The 20,768-nt window shown below is 62.9% G+C and carries 17 protein-coding genes and 1 tRNA gene; 4 read left to right on the top strand and 14 right to left on the bottom strand.

Features of this window, described 5'->3' with window-relative positions; translation table 11 throughout:
• Window positions 1–5: 5 nt before the first annotated feature.
• The 8 genes from IPM89_14385 to IPM89_14420 form a co-directional block, all read right to left on the bottom strand.
• Window positions 6–2,120: a carboxy terminal-processing peptidase gene (locus IPM89_14385; protein ID QQS54004.1), complete on the bottom strand. Its 2,115-nt coding sequence runs from the start codon at window positions 2,118–2,120 to the stop codon at window positions 6–8.
• 44 nt (window positions 2,121–2,164) lie between these two features.
• A complete protein-coding gene (locus tag IPM89_14390) occupies window positions 2,165–3,010 on the bottom strand; it encodes an NYN domain-containing protein (GenBank protein QQS54005.1) in 846 nt (281 codons plus the stop codon).
• A 243-nt stretch (window positions 3,011–3,253) separates the two neighbouring features.
• Entirely contained in the window at window positions 3,254–4,030 is a 777-nt protein-coding gene (locus IPM89_14395) for a slipin family protein (GenBank protein QQS54006.1), read from the bottom strand.
• The gene (locus tag IPM89_14400; protein QQS55945.1) at window positions 4,027–5,421 is read right to left on the bottom strand and encodes a nodulation protein NfeD; all 1,395 of its coding nucleotides are present in this window, start codon (window positions 5,419–5,421) and stop codon (window positions 4,027–4,029) included. The genes IPM89_14395 and IPM89_14400 overlap by 4 nt, the downstream gene beginning before the upstream one ends.
• 102 nt (window positions 5,422–5,523) lie before the next feature.
• Complete coding sequence (locus tag IPM89_14405) at window positions 5,524–5,946, bottom strand: HIT family protein (protein ID QQS54007.1); 423 nt, start codon at window positions 5,944–5,946, stop codon at window positions 5,524–5,526.
• An 85-nt stretch (window positions 5,947–6,031) separates the two neighbouring features.
• On the bottom strand, window positions 6,032–6,757 hold the full coding sequence (locus IPM89_14410; GenBank protein ID QQS54008.1) for a DUF3108 domain-containing protein: 726 nt from the start codon (window positions 6,755–6,757) through the stop codon (window positions 6,032–6,034).
• A 116-nt stretch (window positions 6,758–6,873) separates the two neighbouring features.
• Window positions 6,874–7,095, bottom strand: coding sequence for a hypothetical protein (locus tag IPM89_14415; protein QQS54009.1), 222 nt, complete (start codon window positions 7,093–7,095; stop codon window positions 6,874–6,876).
• A gap of 97 nt (window positions 7,096–7,192) precedes the next feature.
• Window positions 7,193–8,023: a carboxylating nicotinate-nucleotide diphosphorylase gene (locus IPM89_14420; protein QQS54010.1), complete on the bottom strand. Its 831-nt coding sequence runs from the start codon at window positions 8,021–8,023 to the stop codon at window positions 7,193–7,195.
• Window positions 8,024–8,133: 110 nt separating this feature from the next.
• Here IPM89_14420 and IPM89_14425 point away from each other — a divergent pair, with 110 nt between their 5' ends.
• Complete coding sequence (locus IPM89_14425) at window positions 8,134–8,631, top strand: copper chaperone PCu(A)C (GenBank protein ID QQS54011.1); 498 nt, start codon at window positions 8,134–8,136, stop codon at window positions 8,629–8,631.
• A 19-nt stretch (window positions 8,632–8,650) separates the two neighbouring features.
• Here IPM89_14425 and IPM89_14430 read toward each other — a convergent pair whose 3' ends face one another.
• On the bottom strand, window positions 8,651–9,115 hold the full coding sequence (locus IPM89_14430; protein QQS54012.1) for a GIY-YIG nuclease family protein: 465 nt from the start codon (window positions 9,113–9,115) through the stop codon (window positions 8,651–8,653).
• 331 nt (window positions 9,116–9,446) lie between these two features.
• Here IPM89_14430 and IPM89_14435 point away from each other — a divergent pair, with 331 nt between their 5' ends.
• Both IPM89_14435 and IPM89_14440 read left to right on the top strand, forming a co-directional pair.
• Window positions 9,447–11,915, top strand: a complete 2,469-nt coding sequence (locus IPM89_14435) for a sodium-translocating pyrophosphatase (protein ID QQS55946.1) — start codon at window positions 9,447–9,449, stop codon at window positions 11,913–11,915.
• 265 nt (window positions 11,916–12,180) lie between these two features.
• Window positions 12,181–15,021 (top strand): hypothetical protein, encoded by a 2,841-nt coding sequence (locus IPM89_14440; GenBank protein ID QQS54013.1) that lies wholly within the window; start codon window positions 12,181–12,183, stop codon window positions 15,019–15,021.
• Window positions 15,022–15,155: 134 nt separating this feature from the next.
• Here the strand turns inward: IPM89_14440 and IPM89_14445 are convergent, their stop codons facing one another.
• The 5 genes from IPM89_14445 to IPM89_14465 all read right to left on the bottom strand — a co-directional run bounded on the left by IPM89_14445 (window position 15,156) and on the right by IPM89_14465 (window position 19,500).
• Window positions 15,156–16,790, bottom strand: coding sequence for an electron transfer flavoprotein-ubiquinone oxidoreductase (locus IPM89_14445; GenBank protein ID QQS54014.1), 1,635 nt, complete (start codon window positions 16,788–16,790; stop codon window positions 15,156–15,158).
• Window positions 16,791–16,978: 188 nt separating this feature from the next.
• Entirely contained in the window at window positions 16,979–17,896 is a 918-nt protein-coding gene (locus IPM89_14450) for a glycosyltransferase (protein QQS54015.1), read from the bottom strand.
• Window positions 17,893–18,513, bottom strand: coding sequence for a class I SAM-dependent methyltransferase (locus IPM89_14455; GenBank protein ID QQS54016.1), 621 nt, complete (start codon window positions 18,511–18,513; stop codon window positions 17,893–17,895). The genes IPM89_14450 and IPM89_14455 overlap by 4 nt, the downstream gene beginning before the upstream one ends.
• Before the next feature lie 63 nt (window positions 18,514–18,576).
• A complete protein-coding gene (locus IPM89_14460) occupies window positions 18,577–19,281 on the bottom strand; it encodes a glutamine amidotransferase (protein ID QQS54017.1) in 705 nt (234 codons plus the stop codon).
• An 88-nt stretch (window positions 19,282–19,369) separates the two neighbouring features.
• Window positions 19,370–19,500: transfer RNA gene (locus tag IPM89_14465), tRNA-Ser, on the bottom strand.
• A gap of 49 nt (window positions 19,501–19,549) precedes the next feature.
• Between IPM89_14465 and IPM89_14470 the strand changes: the two genes are divergently transcribed.
• Complete coding sequence (locus IPM89_14470) at window positions 19,550–20,533, top strand: site-specific integrase (GenBank protein QQS54018.1); 984 nt, start codon at window positions 19,550–19,552, stop codon at window positions 20,531–20,533.
• Window positions 20,534–20,768: the final 235 nt, after the last annotated feature.

The raw sequence follows: 20,768 nt of genomic DNA on the forward strand, positions 1-20,768 counted from the left end.
GGGCGCTAGTGTCCCATGACCACGGCACTCTGTGCAGGAGGCGCGCTGGCTAGCACGACCAGATCGGCGACGATGCGCGCGCTTTCGTCCAGGGCCGCGTCTGGAATCGCGCTGTCCTTGCCGGCCGGGATCTCGTCATCCGCCTTGAGCGGCGGCAAGCCCTTGGCGACGCGGTAGCGGTTTTCCCGGTCGCGCTGCCAATTCTCGATGCGCTCGTGCTCGGCCCGACGCTGTTTTTCCTGCAACGAAACGGTGGTTCTGTCCTGCTGCTCCTTAGTGAAATCGAGGTCGCGCAGAAACGCCTGATAATCCGAGTCGCTGGTGGCGCGCTCCTGATGCCGCCGCGCCAGTTCCGGCACCAGCACCGCCAGATTCCGGTCAGCCCGATAGCGGGTGGCGGCGATTTCATCCCAAGGCAGCGCGTTCTTCTGGGCGCTCTCGCCGATTTCCTCGCTGTCCACCACCGAGGGAATGGCGAGATCCGGCCGGACTCCACGATGCTGAGTGCTGCTGCCGTTGACGCGATAGAACTTGGCGATGGTCAGCTTCAACTGGCCCTGCGGATCCTTGGCCCGGGTCAAGCGGTTCAGATCGACCAGGGTTTGCACCGTGCCCTTGCCGAAGGTCGGATCGCCGATGACGACGCCGCGACCGTAGTCCTGAATGGCGCCGGCGAAGATTTCCGAAGCCGAGGCGCTGGCATGATCCACCAGTACCGCCAGCGGCCCGCCGTACAGCCGGTTGCCTTCGCTGTCCTGCTCGACTTCCACTCGACCACTGGCGTTTCTGACCTGCACCACTGGCCCATCGCCGATGAACAGACCGGTCAAATCCACCGCTTCCTGCAGGGAGCCACCGCCGTTTTCGCGGAGATCCAGCACCAGTCCGTCGATCTTGCCATCCAGGTCCTTGAGCAACCGCCGGACGTCGCGGGTGGTGCTGCGGTAATCCTCGACTCCGCGCCGGGCGGCTTCGAAGTCGCTGTAGAACGCCGGCACGGTGATGATGCCGATCCGCAGCTCGCGGCCATCGGGACCCCGTATCGTCTTGATTTCACTCTTGGCGGCCTGTTTCTCCAGTTTGATGGTGTCGCGGACCAAGCGCACGGTCTTCTCGGCCGCGGTCACGCCGGCCTTGCCGGGTAGTACCTTCAGACGCACCACCGTGCCGCGCTGGCCGCGGATGCGCTCGACCACATCGTCCAGCCGCCAGCCGACCACATCCACCCAGGGACCCTTGTCGCCCTGCGCCACGCCGACGATCTTGTCGGCCGCCTTGATTTGCTGGCTGAGATCGGCCGGGCCGCCGGCCACCAGTTCGACCACCGTCACCTGCTCATCCTCCATGCGCAGCACGCAGCCGATACCTTCCAGCGACAGGCGCATCTGGATGTTGAAATTCTCGGTGTTGCGTGGCGAGAAGTAGGCGGTGTGCGGGTCGAAGGCCTGCGCAACCGCGTTCATGTACAACTGGAATACGTCGTCGCTGCTGGATTGTTGCGCCTGGCGCAAGCGGTTGTCGTAGCGCTTGCTCAGCAGTTCGCGGGCGGCAGCCTGATCCTTGCCGGACAGGATCAGAGTCAGCATCTCGTGCTTCAGTTTTTTACGCCAGATTTCATCCAGATCGGCCGGGTTGGCGGCCCAGGGTGCGTCCTTGCGATCCACGTTCAGGGATTCGTCCACATCGAAACGAAACCCCCGCTCCAGCAGGGACTGGATGCGGGTGGTCCGCTCCGCCAACCGGCGCAGATAGACGTTGAAAATAGCGTAGGCCGGGCGCAGGTCGCCTTTCTTCAAGGCATCGTCCAGGGTATCGCGATACCGCTCGAAACCGGCAATGTCGCTGGCCAGGAAATAGGAACGGCTGAAGTCGAGATCATCAAGATACGTGGTCAGGATGAGCGCGGACAACCGGTTGTCCAGGCTGCTTTGCCGGTAATGGTGCTGGGACAGCAGTTCGGCGATGGTCCGGTCCAGCGAGGCATGACGGGCCGCCGGCATCAGGTCGCCGATGGCGATGGCCCCGCTGGGAGCGGCCGATTTGGCGAACGCCCCCGGAGAACCCAGCAACAGAACCAGCGGCAGCAGGATCAGAAACTTCAGAGCGCGAATGTTGTGCATGCTATCTCTCGACGAAAACGGCCCTCGAACGCCATGCTTCCTCATCAGGACGAGATGGGATGGACCAGAATGATGTCGGTGGCGACCGGTTGCTTGCCGTTCGGTTCGGCCAGGGTGAACTCGAACAGGTGGTTGCGGGACGGCAGCTTCATGACGTTGAAACCTTCCGGCAAGCTGGAGTCATGAAAAAACGCCGTCCGGTAAGGAGAGTCGGGGTCGCGGGAATCGGTTTTCCATAGATACTGCGACAGCTTGACCAGAAACCGCATGAAGCCAAAACTTTTGTTGTCGTCGTGATGATAACAGTAGCCGCGAACCCGCGAACCCATCGCGCCCCACATGGGAGCGGCGTAATCATCGCCGCGAGTCGGCAACAAACCCGGCACCAGATAGCCGGACACGTACATGTCCGCTTCCCGGCGCAGTTCCTCCGACACGTTGTCGAACGCCAGCACTTCGACCCGGCAGCCCTTGTTCTGCAGGGCGCGGACCACCTGCACGAAATCGCCATCGCCGGTTGCCAGCAGCACCCGGTCCAGATTTTCCGATTGCAACAGTACGTCCACGGCCATGTCGAGATCGGCGTTGGCCTTGCCGTAGCGGTTGCCGGCTTCGTCCTGAAACCATTTGACCCGCTTTTCGATGACCTTGTACCCCAGTTCGCGCAGGGCGGATTGGTAGGCGCGGGCCTTGTCACGATAGACCGTGTTGGTTTCGGCGCGTTCCTCGTCGTAGGACAGGTAAACGTTCAGGCGCAGTGGCTCGGCGTGATCGCGGCAGGCGAATTCACGCAGGATATCGTATTGCATGCGTTGCCCGCCATTGCGTGAAATATTAGCGGCGTCTACGTAAACGCCAACCTTGGCATGAGATTTGATATCGATGGTCATATGCTTATTTGAATGTAAATTGAGAGCGTCATTACTGGAGGGAATGAACTGTACCTAAGGGAGACGAATTGCATGATATTTTTATCATAAATCTTGTGTGGATCCGCTACATTTTTACGGCCTCGCCACGAATGGCGAAACATGGCGATGACTGCTGGTTCGAGCGACGGTGCCAAGCTCGCCGACCGCCCGGCCGATCCCGCAAGCGTGATCCGACGCGCCGCGCGCGCCGGACCGACCGGCTCAATGGTTGTCGGTGCTTCCCGCCGACAACCGTTCCGCATCCAGCAGCGGCCTGAGCAGATCCATCGGCACCGGAAATACGATGGTGGTGTTGTTCTGGATGCCGATGTCGTTGAGCGTTTGCAGGTAGCGCAATTGCAGGGCCTGCGGTTGGGAGGCGATGATCGCGGCGGCCTGGCGAATCCGGTCGGCGGCCTGAAACTCGCCCTCGGCGTTGATGATCTTGGCCCGCCGCTCGCGCTCGGCCTCGGCCTGGCGGGCGATGGCGCGGATCATGCTTTCGTCGATATCCACATGCTTGAGTTCGACGTTGGACACCTTGATGCCCCAGATGTCGGTCTCGCTGTCCAAAATATTTTGAATGTCCCGGTTCAGCTTCTCCCGTTCGGCCAGCATCTCGTCCAGTTCGTGCTGGCCAAGCACGGAGCGCAGCGTGGTCTGCGCCAGTTGGCCGGTCGCGGCGTAGTAATCCTCGACCTGAATGATGGCCCGCTCGGGGTCGATCACCCGGAAGTAGATGACGGCGTTGACCTTGACCGAGACGTTGTCGCGGGAAATCACATCCTGGCTGGGTACGTCCATGACGATGGTGCGCAGGTCCACCCGCCTCATTTTCTGGATGACCGGCACCAAAATGATCAGACCCGGTCCCTTGACCGCCTGAAAGCGCCCCAGGAAAAACACCACGCCGCGTTCGTATTCGTACAGCACCTTGATCGAGGCGGCGACCAGCGCCAATAGTACCAGCAGCGCGATAAAGATCGGATTGAAGATCATGACGGTTCCCCTTTGTCGGAATCCAGCGCTTGCACCCACAGCATCAATCCCTCGCGGCCGGCGACTCGGACCCGGTCGCCTTGCCGCAACGGTCGGTCGGCGCGGACGCGCCAGGATTCGCCGCGAATCCACGCCCGGTCGTCGTCCGCCATCACCGTGCCCACCGCGCCCAGCAAGGTTTCCATCCCGCTGACCGCCGGCCGGTGGCGCTGCCGGGCGAACAGCGTCGCCAGACCGATCAGCACCACCGCGCTGGCCAGGGCGAAGCCGACGATCAGACCGATGGGAATCTCGTAACCTGGGCCGGTTTCGTCCCACAGCAGCAGCGAGCCGGCGACAAAAGCAACGATCCCGCCCAGCCCCAGCGCGCCGAAGCTGGGCACGAATGCCTCGGCGATCATGAAGGCCAGACCGAGTAACAGCAGCGCCAGACCGGCGTAGTTGACCGGCAGCACCTGAAACGCGAACAGCGCCAGCAGCAGGCAAATGCCGCCCAGCACGCCGGGCAGCGCCGTGCCGGGATTGGCCAGCTCGAAGAAAATGCCATAGACCCCGATCAATAGCAGCACGTAGGCCACCATCGGGTGAGCCACCACCGCCAGCAGCCGGTTCCGCCAGTCGGGCGCAAGGGTTTCGACAGTCAGATTGCGGGTGGACAGCGGTCGTTTGTCACCGGCGATCTCCACCGATCGGCCATCGGCCTGTTGCAGCAAATCGGAGACGTTGACGGCGATCAGGTCGATCACGCCTTTTTGCAGGGCCTCCTGGGCGCTGAGGCTGGCCGCCTCGGTCACGGCCTGCTCGGCCCATTCGACGTTGCGGCCTCGTAACTGGGCCAGCGAGCGGATGTAGGCCCGAGCGTCATTGACCACCTTGCGCTCCATGTCGGAACCAGATGGGGTGGGTTTGTCAGCGGGTTTGTCAGCGGGTTTGTCAGCGGGTTTATCGGCGGACTTGTCGGTGTCGGGTTCGCGGGCTTGATCCCGGTCGGTCGGCCGTGCCGGTAGCGGCAGGCCACCGATTTGCACCGGGGTAGCCGCGCCCAGGTTGGTGGCGGGCGCCATGGCGGCGATGTGGCAGGCGTAGAGAATGTAGGTGCCGGCGCTGGCGGCGCGAGCGCCTTCCGGGGCGACATAGCCGATCACGGGTATCGGTGAAGCCAGGATCGCCTGGATGATGTCACGCATGGAACTGTCCAGGCCGCCGGGCGTGTCGAGCTTGAGAATGATTGCCATCGCGCCGCGTTCGCGCGCCTGGCCAAGACCGCGCAGGATGAAATCGCGGCTGGCTGGACCGATGGCGCCTTGCACCTCCAGCAGCAGCGCCGAGCCGGATGCCGACGCGGCGACCAGCGCGCTTCCCGCCCATGCCGCCAGCCATGCCAGCACCATCACCGCCCGCCACACGCGCATTCCACAGCCTCCGTCGATCACCGTGTCACCTAACAATCATTTTAGACTGTCGGACACGGGTACGGTGCGACGACCATGCGCTCAATCTTCCAGCGCTTCCCGAATCCGGGCCGCCAGCGCCTTGAGTTCCCCGGGATCGCCGGGTGCGCGACCGTGGGCGCCGGCGCGCTGCCCTTCCCGCATCGGCACGATGTGGACATGGTAATGGGGTACGGTTTGACCGGCGGCGGCGCCGTTGAACTGGCTGATGCGCAACCCGTCGGGCGCCAGCGCCTTATGCACGGCACGGGCGATGCGTTGGGTGGTCCTGGTCACGGCCAACAGGTCCGATTCGGCGATCTCCAGCAGGTTGGCGGCATGTGTCTTGGAAATCACCAGCGCATGACCCGGACTGGCTGGCTGGATATCCATGAAAGTCAGGGTGTGCTCGTCTTCGCAAACCTTGATGGCTGGGATGACGCCCCGGATGATTTTGCAAAAAATACAGCTTTCGCTGGGGTTCATGCGGTTGGCCTCCTGAGCGGCAGGCGGTTGGGCGGGAAAGTCTTTTCCGTGTATGGGGTGGTTCCGGCGCGGGGCGCACCCAGCTTCAGGGTTGGCGCTCGACCGTCCGAATCTCCATGCGCATCACTTCCTTGCCTTTCTTGTGCTGGGCAATCCGCACCGGCAGATAGCGCAATTCGGGCGCGAACCAAAAGGTGGTGATTCGGGTGCTGCCCGGTTTGGAGTGGCTGATGCGTAGCGCGCGGAGCCGGCCGAGCGGAGTATCCAGTATCTCCTCGCCCTCGTTGCGAATCTGGAAGGTTCTGAGCGCGGTCTCGTCTACCAGCGTGTACTGTTCGGGCAGACGGTCGCGTTGCAAATCCCGCATCACCACCATGTTGAGACTCAGGGGGTCCACCACGCCAGGCGACAGCGGCAGGGTGGCCTGGCGCGTACCGCTGCGCGCTTCGACCCGACCGGCTGGCCAGTCGAAGCGCAGTTGCACGTCACCGGATTTCTTGCCGGTTTCCATCCGCCGTTCGTAACGGGTCGGCTGAATCCGGCCATCGCGGATTTCCCCGCTGGCCCGCTCGCGGACACTGGCCGACGCCAGCAGCGCCACCAGCCCGTTGGGGCGGACATCGGAACTCATCTGGTAACCACCCGAACCGTCCGCGGCCAGGCTCATGACCGCTTCGCCCAGCGAGAATCCCTGGCCATACACTTCGTAATGGGTCTGAAAGGGTGCGACGGGCAATTCGCCGCCAGCGGAGGTTGAGAGACCGAGCGCCAGCCCAGCGGCCAGCATGATGGCGCGGAATGATCGTTTCATGCGACGGCGCATCCTCGCCGACCCGACGGTCGGCAATCGATTTCAAGGATAATGACCGCGCATGATAGACCATTCCCGGCGACCGCGTGCCCACGGATCGCCACGTTAGGCGGGGTTCAGGCTTGCAGTTGGGTGAGTTGGCCGCGACGTTCGCGCAACAGCGTTTCATAGGCACGGCTGAGCGCATGTTCGTAGGCACAGTCGCCGGCTTCGCCCATTTCGTGCAGACGCGCCTCGAAAAAGGCGATTTCCTGGCGCAGAAAGTCGACGGCCCGATAATCGGCCATCGGATGGCCACGGCTCCCTTGGCGGGTGCTCAGGGCAAAATCGGCGTACATGGCTTGCTTCTCCTCATTTGGTTGTCATTTTCGCGATTCGAACATAGCGTACTTCGAGTGGGTGAACTCCGCATGACACCGGCGTGAAATCCGCGTTTCACCAGGTACGGAACCGCATGGATAGATCGACCGCGCGCACGTCCTTGGTCAGGCCGCCGATGGAGATGTAATCGACTCCGGTTTCGGCGATCCCGCGCACGGTATCGAAATTGACGTTGCCGGAGGCTTCCAGCTTGACGCTGCCACCAACGATCCGCACCGCCTCGGCCATGGCTGTCAGATCGAAGTTGTCGAGCATGACGATATCGGGTCGGGCGGCCAGCGCCTCTTCCAGTTCGGGGCGATTCTCCACTTCCACTTCGACGGTGATGCCGGGATGCAAACGGCGAGCGGTGGCGATGGCGTTGCCAATCGATCCGGCCGCCATGATGTGATTTTCCTTGATCAACACGGCGTCGAACAAACCGATGCGATGGTTGCGGCAACCGCCGCGGCGCACGGCGTATTTCTGTGCCAGCCGCAGGCCCGGCAAGGTCTTGCGGGTATCGAGAATGACGGCCTGGGTACCGCTCACGGCATCGGCATAGCGGCGAGCCAGCGTGGCGGTGCCGGACAGCAGTTGCAGGAAATTCAAGGCGGTGCGCTCGCCGGTCAGCAGAGGGCGAGCCGGGCCGCGTAGGGTGCAGAGCAATTGCTCGGGTTCGACGCGGTCGCCGTCGGCCGCTCGCCAGTCGGTGGCGATACGCGGATCGAGCTGGCGGAACACGGCGTCGAACCAGGCGGTGCCGCACAGAATCGCGGTTTCGCGGCTAATGACGGTCGCTTCGGCCTGGGCGTGCTCCGGGATCAGCGCGGCGGTCAAATCGCCGTCGCCGACATCCTCGGCCAGCGCCAGGGCGACATTGGGATTGAGATCGGGCAGAGTCATGGCAGCTCCTCGGAAAACGGTTTTGGCGCAACGATGGCGCAGCGGGGCGCGATATCGCGCGGCGAGGAATAAACTATAGGCTCCATTGAACCCCTGTGAGGAGCAAAACCATGCGAGCCTTTCTGTTTGGCCTGCTGCTGGCATTCGCCGCCGCGGTGTTCGCGGCCGATGGCAATCCCCTGCGTATCGAGCAGCCCTGGGCGGCCGAAACGCCGCCGGCCGCCCATACCGGTGCCGCCTACCTGAGTATCGTCAACGGCGGCGAAGCCGATCGCCTGCTCGGCGCCAAGGCCGAGGGAGTCGGTCATGTCGAACTGCATACGACGACCATGGACGGCGGCGTGATGCGAATGCGCAAGGTCGGGGTGCTCGACGTACCGGGCGGCGCGACCACCGTGCTGGAACCCGGCGGTATTCACATTATGCTGATCGACCTGAAGCAACCGCTGCGCGCCGGCCAAAGCGTCCCGCTGACTCTGGAGTTCGAAAAAGCCGGGGCGATGCAAGTGCGGGTTCCGATCCGCAAGCGCGAAGAGATGCAGCCTTCGACGTCGCCACCCATGCATGGCCATGGCCACGGCGACGGGCAGAAAATGAAGATGGAATGAACCTCCATCGTCCTCGTCTCTACCCGGCCTGTTCCAGTACCGCCGCGTGAGCGGGGCAACGAGCGCGCAGCGTGGCTACGAACGTGGCCAGCGCCGGCCGATCCGGGAACCGATAGAGATGGGCGGGACAGCGGCAGTCGGAGGCGCCGAAGCGAAACAGCGGCGGCGCGCCGCCCAAATCCTCCCGCAACACCGTCGCCCACAGGCACTCGCGGCGGATCGGATCATGGCTGAACCAGACCGCCCGCAAGACGGCACGACTTCTCAGGTAATCGATGTGCCAGTGCGGGTGGGTCGCCGGCCGGCGATGATGGGCCAGCCGCGCCGCCGTCCCGCCCGGTCCGAAGGCGCTGCCGACGTACACCACCCAACCGGGTTCCAGCCGCAGTTGGCGGCGCCGTCCGACCGCGATTTCTCCCACCGCGTCGATGCGCAGCAGCAGCGTGTAGGTTCCCGATTCGGGGGCGGGCGCTGGCTGCTTCATGTGAGCCTCCTCCTCCAGGTTGGCTTGTGTCATTGCTGACAATTGCCGCCTCCAGCCGGTGATATCTGCGACAGTTTGTCATTGCCGGCATAAAAATTATGATTATTTATAATTGGTTATAGTTATTTTCCTTCAGGCACGGCGGTTGCTTGTAGCGGTGGTGTCGTCCGTTTCCGGACGGTGGCGGATCACGGTCCGCCCTTGACGAGTTCACTGCTCAGGTCGCCATTGAAGGAAGGATTGTATGATATTTGCAAGTTCAGTCTTTGCACTCGCAGGGCGTCAGGGTGCGGCACGTCCGCTGTTGCTGCTACTGCTGTTCACCCTCGGCATGAGCACATTCCCCGCTTTCGCCGAAACGGTTCATCACGTCAGTGAAGCCAATCTGACGCTACCCAATCTCAACGATACGGCGCTGGCCCGCTTTGCCGGTGGCATCTCGGGCTGGACCCTGCTTGCCTGGGGTCTGCTCATTTGCGTCGGCGGTCTGGTGTTCGGCGCGGTCATCCAGGCCCGGATCCGCCGGCTGCCGGTCCACAGCTCGATGGCCGAGGTCAGCGAGCTGATTTACGAGACCTGCAAGACCTACATGTTCACGCAGGGCAAGTTCCTGCTGATCCTGGAAGCGTTCGTCGCGGTCATCATTGTCGCCTACTTCGGCTGGGTCCAACAGATGAATGTGGCGGAGGTGCTGCTGATTCTGGCTTTCTCGTTGATCGGCATCGCCGGTTCGCTGGGCGTCGCCTGGTTCGGTATCCGCATCAACACGCTGGCCAACAGCCGCACCGCCTTCGCCGCGTTGCGGGGCCAGGCCTATCCGGTTTACGCGATTCCGCTGCAATCCGGCATCTCCATCGGCATGCTGCTGATTTGCACCGAACTGCTGATCATGCTGGCGATCTTGTTGTTCGTACCGCCGATGCTGGCCGGCAAGTGCTTCATCGGCTTCGCCATCGGCGAGTCGTTGGGCGCGGCCGCCCTGCGTATTGCCGGCGGTATCTTCACCAAGATCGCCGACATCGGTTCCGACCTGATGAAGATCGTCTTCAAGATCAAGGAGGACGATGCCCGCAATCCGGGGGTGATCGCCGACTGCACCGGCGACAACGCCGGCGATTCGGTCGGCCCGACCGCCGACGGCTTCGAGACCTATGGCGTCACCGGCGTGGCGCTGATCAGCTTCATCATGCTGGCGGTGCCGGAAGCCGCCGTGCAGGTGCAACTGCTGGTGTGGATCTTCGTGATGCGGGTGATGATGGTGGTCGCCTCCGGCGCCTCCTACCTGGGCAACGAAGCGCTCGCCAAACGCCGCTACGGCGGGCAACCCCGCTTCGACTTCGAGGCGCCGCTGACCTCGTTGGTGTGGATCACCTCCGCCGTGTCGCTGGTCCTCACTTTCGTGGTGTCGTACCTGTTGATCGGCGGCATTGATATCGGCGGCACGGTCTACACCCATCTGTGGTGGCAGCTGTCACTGATCATTACCTTCGGTACGCTGGCCGGCGCCATCATTCCGGAAGTGGTCAAAATCTTCACCTCGACCAACTCGGCTCATGTCCGCGAGGTGGTGACCGCTTCGCGAGAGGGCGGCGCCAGCCTGAACATCCTCGCGGGCCTGACCGCCGGCAACTTCTCCGCCTTCTGGATCGGCGTGGTCATCGTCGGCCTGATGGCTGGCGCCAATATCGTGTCGCAGTACGAGCTGGCCGCCATCATCAACCCCGATCCGGCCAAGGCCACCATCATGGCCGCCGTGTTCTCCTTCGGCCTGGTGGCCTTCGGCTTCCTCGGCATGGGTCCGGTGACCATCGCGGTGGACAGCTACGGCCCGGTGACCGACAACGCGCAGTCGGTATACGAACTGTCCACTATCGAGCAGTGGCCCGACATCGAGACCGAGGTGCAACGTGATTTCGGTTTTAGTCCCAACTTCGAGGTCGCCAAGGATTTGCTGGAAGAGAACGACGGCGCCGGCAACACCTTCAAAGCCACCGCCAAACCGGTGTTGATCGGCACGGCCGTGGTCGGAGCCACCACCATGGTGTTCTCGATCGTGATGCTGCTGACCGGCGGTCTGACCGAAAATCTCGATAAGCTCTCGCTGCTCTACCCACCGTTCCTGCTCGGTCTGATTTCCGGTGGCGCCACGATCTTCTGGTTCTCCGGCGCTTCCACGCAGGCCGTGTCCACGGGTGCGTATCGCGCGGTGGAATTCATCAAGGGGCATATGAAACTCGACGGCGTAACCAAAGCGTCCGCCGAAGACAGCAAGAAGGTGGTCGAGATTTGCACGATCTACGCCCAGAAGGGCATGTTCAACATTTTCCTGGCCGTGTTCTTCGGCACCTTGGCCTGCGCCTTCATCGAGCCGTTTTTCTTCATCGGTTATTTGATCTCGCTGGCGATCATCGGCTTGTACCAGGCGGTGTTCATGGCCAACGCCGGCGGGGCGTGGGATAACGCCAAGAAGATCGTGGAAACCGAACTACGCGCCAAAGGTACCGATCTGCATGACGCCGCCGTGGTGGGCGATACCGTCGGCGATCCATTCAAGGATACCTCCTCGGTAGCGATGAATCCGATCATCAAGTTCACCACTCTGTTCGGTTTGCTGGCGGTCGAGATGGCGGTTGGCCTCGCCGCGCAGGGTCAACAGGTTCTCACTTTGAATCTGGCGGCATTGTTCCTGGTCCTCAACCTGGTGTTCGTGTTCCGCAGTTTTTACGGCATGCGGATCACGGTTGCGGTGCCCGACGACGACAACGAACCGGAAGGCGAAACCGCCACAGAGTCGGTCTAAGCGGCATTCTCCCGCCATCCGAGGCGGATCGAGATCGAGCAAAAAGCCTTCGCGTGAGCGAAGGCTTTTTCTTTTTGGTATTTCATTTATAAACAATGCATTAGAAATAGTTTGAGCCCATGCCTCCTCGCCTATCCAGTAAATTTAGTGTGGCTATTTTGTGCTAATATTCATATGTTGCATCTAATAAACCATGCCCATCGAAAAGCAGAGATGGAAAGTATATTGCCGTACCTGTAATAGACGATTTGGTCGGGAGGTAGTTATGCAACATCAAACCTTAACGTTGCCAGGTCTTATTCTGGCAATCGCGGTTGCCGCGTTTGGCTCGGTTGCCAACGCACAATCCCTGGCCGTGCTGGAATCCCCCGCGGCGGGAGCCTTCGTACAAAGCGGAGTGGGGCTGATCCGGGGCTGGGCCTGCGCGGCGCAACGGATCGAATTCAGCCTCGACGGCGGATCGTTGCAAGCCATCGCTTATGGCACCGACCGGCCGGACACCGCCGCCCTCTGCGGCGACAGCGACAACGGCTTCGGCTTCACCCAGAACTGGGGCGAAATCGGCGACGGCGTCCACAACCTGCGCGCCTTCGCCGACGGAGTGGAATTCGCCAACGTCAACTTCACGGTCACCACCCTGGGCCGGGCGTTTCTGACCGGCCTGCGGGCGCAATACACCCTGCGCGACTTCCCCGCCGCCGGCAATGAACCCCAGGTGCGCTGGTCCGAACCGCAGCAGAACTTCGTGTTCGCCCGCCAAGCGACGATCCCGGCCAACACCCCGCCGTCGACCCATCCCCGGGCGGCGCTGGAAGCGCCGGCCCAAGGCTCGTACCAAAGCGGGGTCGAGTTGATCCGGGGCTGGGCCTGCGAAGGGCAGCGGGTCGAGTTCAGCCTCGACGGCGGCGCGCGGCAAGCCATCGCCTACGGCACCGACCGACCCGACACCCAGAGTGTATGCGGCGACACCAACAACGGTTTCGGTTTTACCTATAACTGGAACCGGCTCGGCGAGGGCACCCACAACCTGCGCGCGTATCTCGACGGGGTGGAATTCGCCAACGTCAACTTCGCCGTCACCACCCTGGGAGCGGAATACCTGACCGGGCTCCGTCGCCAATACGTCTTCGACAATTTCCCCGAGACCGGCCAGACCACCACCGCCGAATGGTCCGAACCGCAGCAGAACTTCATCGTGGCCCGCAGCACCGCCACGCCCTCCCGGCTGGCGTTGATCGCCGCCATTACCGATGTGCTCAATCCGATGGCCGTGGCCGGCAACGGCACCGGCGCGGCGCTGGGGGAAAGCACCGGCGTGATCGCCACCAAGCGCGGCGACGGCGTGCCCACGCGGCTGGAGGGCATCACCTGGGCCAGCCGTCCCACCGGCCAGTCCGCCGATCTGTCATTGGCCGACGATGGTCTGCCCGACGCCTATATCGATTCCAGTGGCGTCGAGGCGCGATTCAGCGATTACCAGCTGACCGATGCCGCGTCCAGCGTGACGGTGAGTTTTTTCCGCAACGGCGCCGCCCAGGGCACCCCCGCGACCGTGCCGGTCGAGGGCGCCGGGTTGCGCGCGCTGCAAACCATGGCCGAGCGGGTGCGCTTGGCGCTGCAAAGCACACCGGCCAGCACCGGCCGGCAAGTGGCGCCCGCGGTGAGCACGGCAGCCGCCCGGCAGCCGCAAGACACCCCCCTGTCGCGCTTTACCCTGAGCGCGCTGCTGGTCAACAGCTACTGGTATGGCAGCGTCGCCGCCGGCGAGACCCTGTGCGCCGTGCGCGCCGCCGCCGATCAGGCCGGGGTGAGCGGCCTGGTCGCCCCGGCGGCTTGCCAGTCGCCGCTGATCACCGCCTTCCTGGCCCGGGCCGCCACCCGGCGCGGCACGGCGGCCGCACCGCCCGTGTCCGGCATCGATCCGCTGGTGCAGCAGGCCTTGCGGGCCGACGCCGATGTCGTCGAGGCACCCTGTGGTCCGGCCGGCGGCGGCGTGTCCTGCCTGGAACCGGTCGCCAGCCAGTTGCAAACCCGTCAGGACGAGGACGAACAAACCCCGGTCTTGCCTCGGGAGGAACCGCCGGAACCGCCGGTGGAGCCCACCACCCCGCCGGAGGCGCCACGCACGGTGACCGCCAGCGACGGCGACCACGCCAACCGGGTCGTGCTCACTTGGAATGCTGTCGAGGGCGCCACGCGCTACGAGGTGTACCGCTCGACCGCCTCAACCGCCGCCGGCGACCTGCTCGACGGCAACGTGACCACCACCCGCTTCGACGATTTTACCCCAGACCCTGGCCTCACCTATTGGTACACTGTCCGCGCCTGCAACAGCGCCGGGTGCAGCGATTTTAGCAGTCCGGATAGCGGTTACGCCCAAGCGCAGGTAAGCATCCCAAGTACACCAACGGGTGTAAGCGCTAGCGACGGCGCCTATCCTGACCGGGTTCGCATCGTGTGGCGGACGGTGGCTGACGCCACCACCTACGAAGTGTATCGTTCCGATTCGTCGAGCAGCCGGGAGACTCGAATCGGCACGACTTCGGGAACCCAGTTTGACGACATCTCCGCCATACCAGGCACCACCTACGCCTATCGGGTAAAAGCCTGCAACAGCGCCGGGTGCAGCGATTTCAGCAACCCCGACGATGGATATGCCAAACACGAAGATGCAGTGAGGTCGTATTCTGGCTCAAGCGAAATCTGCTTCACGGCGACCGCGAATTACGGTGCTCAAGGATCCTGCCCCCAACGTTGCGCGTCCGCGGGCGCCTCGGCAACCCTGCAAAACGAATCGCTAACCCTTACGCGGACGTCTTTTTCATTTACCTATAACTTTGACTCAAGAGGGAGTTGCACAGAGGCGACACTGACCCGTAGCGGGGATGTTTCCTACACCCCAAACGTGGCGAATGGCAGCTTTTCGTATTCCTACTCCATATACAGCGGCGGCACCGCTGTGGCTACTCTCAACATGCAGGGTTCCTATAGCGACTCTTCCCTATCCGCATCGGGCTCAACTCGCTATGGCGTTACCTTGTCGAACGAACAATCGGCCACCATTGATTTTCGGGAAGACATTAGCATGAAGAGTTCTTCACCCTGATCCGGAAAGCGCTGGCGAACGGCCACCCCCTCTCATTCTGAGGAGGTGGCCGCTTGGCACGCAAACACAGGTCGGAAAGCAAGCGCCCTCTTCTCAGCGGGAAGAGGGCGCGGGAGGGATCGCTTGATCCCGGACTACATATTCGGATAATTCGGCCCGCCGCCGCCTTCCGGCGTCACCCAGTTGATGTTCTGAGTAGGGTCCTTGATGTCGCAGGTTTTGCAATGCACGCAGTTCTGGGCATTGATCTGCAAGCGTGGATTGCCACCGTCGCCGTCGCGGATGATTTCGTACACCCCCGCCGGGCAGTAGCGCTGCTCGGGTGCATCGTATAGCGCCAGGTTGACCTGGATCGGCACGCTCGGATCCTTCAGGGTCAAATGGCAGGGCTGGTCTTCCTCGTGGTTGGTGTTGGAGATGAACACCGAGGACAGCTTGTCGAAACTGATCACGCCGTCCGGCTTGGGATACTCGATCTTCGGGCATTCGGACGCTTTCTTCAGCTTGGCGTGATCCGGCTTGTGGTGGAAGGTCCACGGCGCCTTGCCCCGGAGCAGGTAGGTATCGAGCGCCGAATAGGCGATCGCCGCCCACAACCCCCAACTGAACGACGGCTTGACGTTGCGGACCTTATAAAGCTCCTCCCACAGCCAGCTCTGACGAAGCCGTTCGGGATACTCCGTCACCTCGTCGGCGCCTTGGCCGGCCGTCGCCGCGCCAAACACCGCCTCGGCCGCCACCATGCCGGACTTCATCGCGGTGTGGGTGCCCTTGATCTTGGGCATGTTGAGGAAGCCGGCGGTGTCGCCGATCAGCAGGCCGCCGGGGAAAGTCAGTTTGGGAATCGACTGGAAGCCGCCGGCCGAAATGGCGCGGGCGCCGTAGGCGATGCGCCGGCCACCCTCGAAGGTGGAACGGAGGTCGGGGTGGGTCTTGAAACGCTGGAACTCGTCGAACGGCGACAGATGGGGGTTTTCGTAGCCCAGGCCGATCACGAAGCCCACCGCCACCTGGTTGTCCTCCATGTGATACAGGAAGGAGCCACCGTAGGTGTTGGTATCCAGCGGCCAGCCAACCGTGTGGACGATCTTGCCCGGCTGGTGCTGGGCGGGATCGACTTCCCACAGTTCCTTGATACCGATGCCGTAGGTTTGCGGGTCCACGCCATCGCGCAAGTTGAAACGCTCGAACAGGGTCTTGGTCAACGAGCCGCGGCAGCCCTCGGCGAAGATCGTATAGCGGGCGCGCAACTCCATGCCCGGCGCGAACTGATCGGTCGGCTGGCCTTCCCGGCTGACGCCCATGTCGCCGGTGGCGACACCCACCACCGCGCCGCTGTCGTCGTAAAGCACTTCAGCGGCGGCGAAACCGGGGTAGATCTCCACGCCCAGTTCCTCGGCCTGCGTGGCCAGCCAGCGACACAGATTGCCCAGGCTGATGATGTAGTTGCCGTGATTGTTCATCTGCGGCGGCGTCAGCAAGCGGTACGAGGTCTCGCGAGTCAGGAGCAGGAAACGGTCTTCCGTGGCCGGCGTATTCAGCGGCGCGCCTCGTTCTTTCCAGTCCGGGATCAATTCGTCCAGGGCTCGTGGCTCCACCACCGCGCCGGACAGGATGTGCGCGCCGACTTCGGAACCTTTTTCCAGCACGCAGACGTTCACTTCATGATCCTGTTCCGCCGCCAGTTGCTTCAGGCGAATGGCCGCCGATAGGCCGGAAGGGCCGGCACCGACGATGACCACATCATATTCCATACTTTCGCGTTCCACCGGTCACTCCTTATCAAGTTTTGGTTGGCAGTGGCGGGAACCATCCCCGAGGGCAGGATTCTCGCAATGGTCGGGGTTCTAGATTGGGCCGTTGGGGGCGGTCTCGTTCAAATCAATGATCGCTAAAATTATAACATTTTAATTAAAGACGGTTTTTTCGAAAAGGCATACTACATGATGGGGAAATATCAGGCTTGCAGCGCACGACAGCGCGCGGCGTAGCGGCGCCAGACGGCGGGTTCCGGGGTACGAATCAAACCGAGCAAGGCGTCGCCCAGAATCGTCGGGACCAAGGCAGGTGCATGTTTACGCGCCCAGCGCAAAAAACTGCGCAGCCGACGGCGGAGGCAGGCCCGCCAGAGCGCGGGTGGAATCAAATCTCCGTGTTGCTCGGCGAACTTGGCCAGCGTGTCCCAGTTGGCTTCGAACATCATCAACTGGCGACGGCTGGCATTGCCGTCGTGCCGCCGATACGCCGCTAGCAGGCCAACCACCCGCGCCACGGCGTGCCGCGCGGACAAACGCAGCCAGCAATCCAGATCTTCCAGGGGCAAAGACTCATCGAATCCCCCGATAGCCAGAAATGCCTCCCGGCGCAAGGCCACCGTCGGATTGGCGATGTCGTTATAGCGCAGCAGCCACAGATAGGCGCGGTGATCGGGGCCGGGTGGCCGACGATTCCGGGTCGCGGAGGATAATATCCGCCCCGCCGCGTCGATAAAGTTCACATCGGCATAGACCAGGGCCAGACGGGGATCACTCCAGGTCTCGATGGCCTGCTGTTGGAGCCGAATCTTGTCCGGGTAGAGCAGGTCGTCGGAGCCCAGCAGATGCACCCATTCGCCCCGGCAGGTTGCGATGGCGCGGTTGGAAGCGGCGCTCACTCCTCGATTGGCTTGATGGATCACACTCAGATGTTCGAAACGCTCGGCATGCGTTGCGGCGAAGCGCTCAGCCACCGCCAGGGTGGCGTCGGTGGAGCCATCGTCCACCACCACCAGTTCCAGCCGGGGATAGCTCTGACTCTTCACCGACTCCAGACAGGCGCCGAGGAAAGCGGCGTGATTGTGGGCGGGCACCGCCACGCTGACCAGCGGCAGGCTCATTTTTCCACCAGCAGAAAATACTGCACCGCCAGGAACTCGCCGAGTAAGCGGTGTGGATACCACCAGCGGCGGTATTTGGGCTTGATGTAGGGCGCGATGACCTCTACCCGCCAACCGGCCCGACCGACCGCGTCCAGCAGGCTGGAGCGGGTGAAAAAATGCAGGTGGGTGCGATCCAGGATGCCGGCGTCGGCGTAGTCGAAGCGGCCCTGGAACAGCAGCGGCAGCACGACGCTCTTGTGGCGCACGTTGGGCACGCTCAACAACAACCGCGCGCCGGGCCGGGCGCGACGGTGCAATTCCACCAGAACTTGCCAGGGATCGATCAGGTGTTCCAGTACATCGGCCATGATCAGCAGATCGTAATCGGTCCAGGGCACCTGCTCCGCGATGGCCGCCAGGTCGGCCACCCATACCCGGTGAAGCAAATCCGTCGCCCGGATCGCCGCTGCCGCGTTAGGCTCGATCCCGTCGCAACATTCGGCCAGACCGGCTTGCAGCAGTTGCCGACCCAAGCGACCGCCAGCGCAACCGATGTCCAGCACGGCCCCAAAGCGGCCATGGGGACGCAGAAAATCCACCAGATCCCGCCGGTCGGCGGTGTAATAGCGGCTCATGATCTCCGTTTGCGACCGACGCTTACTCGGCGGCGCGTGGATAACCGGACTGGCGCGGGCTGATCACAGACCAACCCGGTCCAGCCAGGCGGCGAAACACTGCCGGCCCAGCGCAGCGGCGTCGGCGGCATAACGGGTGGTGTCGGCTCGCAGCGCCGCCACGCTCAGGCCCGATGTCTGGCCGATCTCGCAGGCGTGCCCGATGAACCAGCGCTCCAGTCCCCGGGCGGTGGTTTCGATATGAAATTGCAGCGCCAGCGCGTGGTTGCCCCACGCAAACGCCTGATGCGGATACAGGTCGGTGGAGGCCAGCAATTCGGCGCCTTCGGGCAGATCGAAGGTGTCACCATGCCAGTGCAGCACCGGCGCGCCGTCAGCGAATGTCGCCAGCGGGTCGTTCCGACCGGCTTCGGTCAGCGTCAGCGGTTTCCAGCCGATCTCCTTCCGTCCGCCCGGATAGACTCGCGCCCCCAATACCTGGGCGATCATTTGGCAACCCAGGCAGAGGCCGAGCGTCGGCCGGCCGGCATCCAACCGCGCCCGCAGCACGCGCAGTTCATCGTGGATAAAGGGATAGGCGTCGTCTTCGTAGACTCCGATGGGACCGCCCAGGATCACCAACAGATCGTCGGCCGATGGGTCCAGCGCGGCCAGATCGTCGTAACCGGCCTCCAGATAGCGCACGGCATAGCCGCGCTCGGCCAGTACTGGGGCGAAGGCATCGAGATCCTCGAAGGCCACATGACGGATGGCGAGAACGGTCTTCATGGGTGTACTCGTGTAGCTGGGCAGTGCGGGCGACCCCGCGCTTGCCGCCCACGAGCCGGGGAGAATGCAGCGCGGCTGGATTGCAACTTGGCGGAGAGGGAGGGATTCGAACCCTCGGACCCTCGCGGGTCAACGGTTTTCAAGACCGTTGTCGATGTCGGATTCTCTTCCTGTCGCTTCAATGGGTTAGCCTTACAGCGTTCCGCTACTCATCGCCCCACGGTGCAATTTTGGCACACCACGCTCTCTTTTTCACTAGGGAGAGGGCATGGCTACGATCACCAAACGGGCCGCCGGGCAGTGGCGCGCGCAGGTTCGGCGCAAGGGGTTTCCCCTACAAAGCCGGACGGCTTCAACCCGCGCGGAAGCTGAGGCATGGGCGCGCGCCGTGGAAAGCGCCATGGATCGTGGGATCTTCGTGGACCATGCCGAGGCCGAACGCACCACCTTGGGTGAAGCTCTGGAGCGCTACCGTCGGGAGATCACCCCCGCGAAAAAGGGCGCGCGGCGTGAGGCCGAGCGCATCGGCCGGCTGTTGAAGCACCCCCTGGCCCGCCGGGTCCTCGCCTCCCTGCGCGGGGCGGATCTTGCGGCCTACCGTGACGAACAACTGGGGCGCCGGCTGTCGCCCCTCACCGTCAACAACGATCTGATCGTGCTGAGCCACCTCTTCACCATCGCCCGCAAGGAGTGGCGGATGGAGAGTCTCGCCAACCCCGTCGCCCTGATCCGTCGCCCCAAGCTGCCCCGCCCGAGGGATCGGCGTCTGCTCCCCGGTGAAGAGGAGCGACTTCTCGCCACCGCATCGCCCCACCTGCGCCGCGCCATCATACTGGCGGTGGAGACCGCGATGCGCGCCGGAGAACTCGTCAGCCTGACCGCCACCGATATTGATCCGCAGGCCCGGGTGGCGCGGCTTGCCGACACGAAGAATGGCGAGAGCCGGTGGGTCCCGCTGTCACCTCGCGCGTTGGAAGCGTTGGGGGTCACGGAAGGGCGGGTCGTGGGGCTGACCGCCAGCGGGCTCTCCCACGCCTTTCACTCGTTGTGCCTGAAGGAGGGCATCGAGGGCCTGCGCTTCCACGATCTGCGTCGCGAAGCGGTCTCGCGGCTGTTCGAGCGTGGGCTGAATGTCGCCGAGGTCGCCGCCATCTCCGGCCACAAGACCTGGGCCGTCTTGAAGCGCTACACCCAGCTCGACGCACGGTTGTTGGCGGAGAAGTTGGGAGTACCCCCCGAAGTGACCCTCTAAACTGACATCCTGTCACTACAAGCCCTTGTTTCCTCCTCGGAAACGTGTACTTGATTTAACACGCCTGTTTGGTGATAAAATTAAAAATATTATGATTTATGGATAAATAACAAAACTTAAATAGATAATAATTCCTGATTATAGCTATGTATTAATAGAGAGGTATGCGTCATGTCAGCTAAATCAAGAGATCTTTGCGCATGGACAAAATCTGAAGATGCCATATTAAAGATGC

The sequence above is a fragment of the Candidatus Competibacteraceae bacterium genome, from assembly GCA_016699715.1.
GTDB lineage: Bacteria > Pseudomonadota > Gammaproteobacteria > Competibacterales > Competibacteraceae > Competibacter.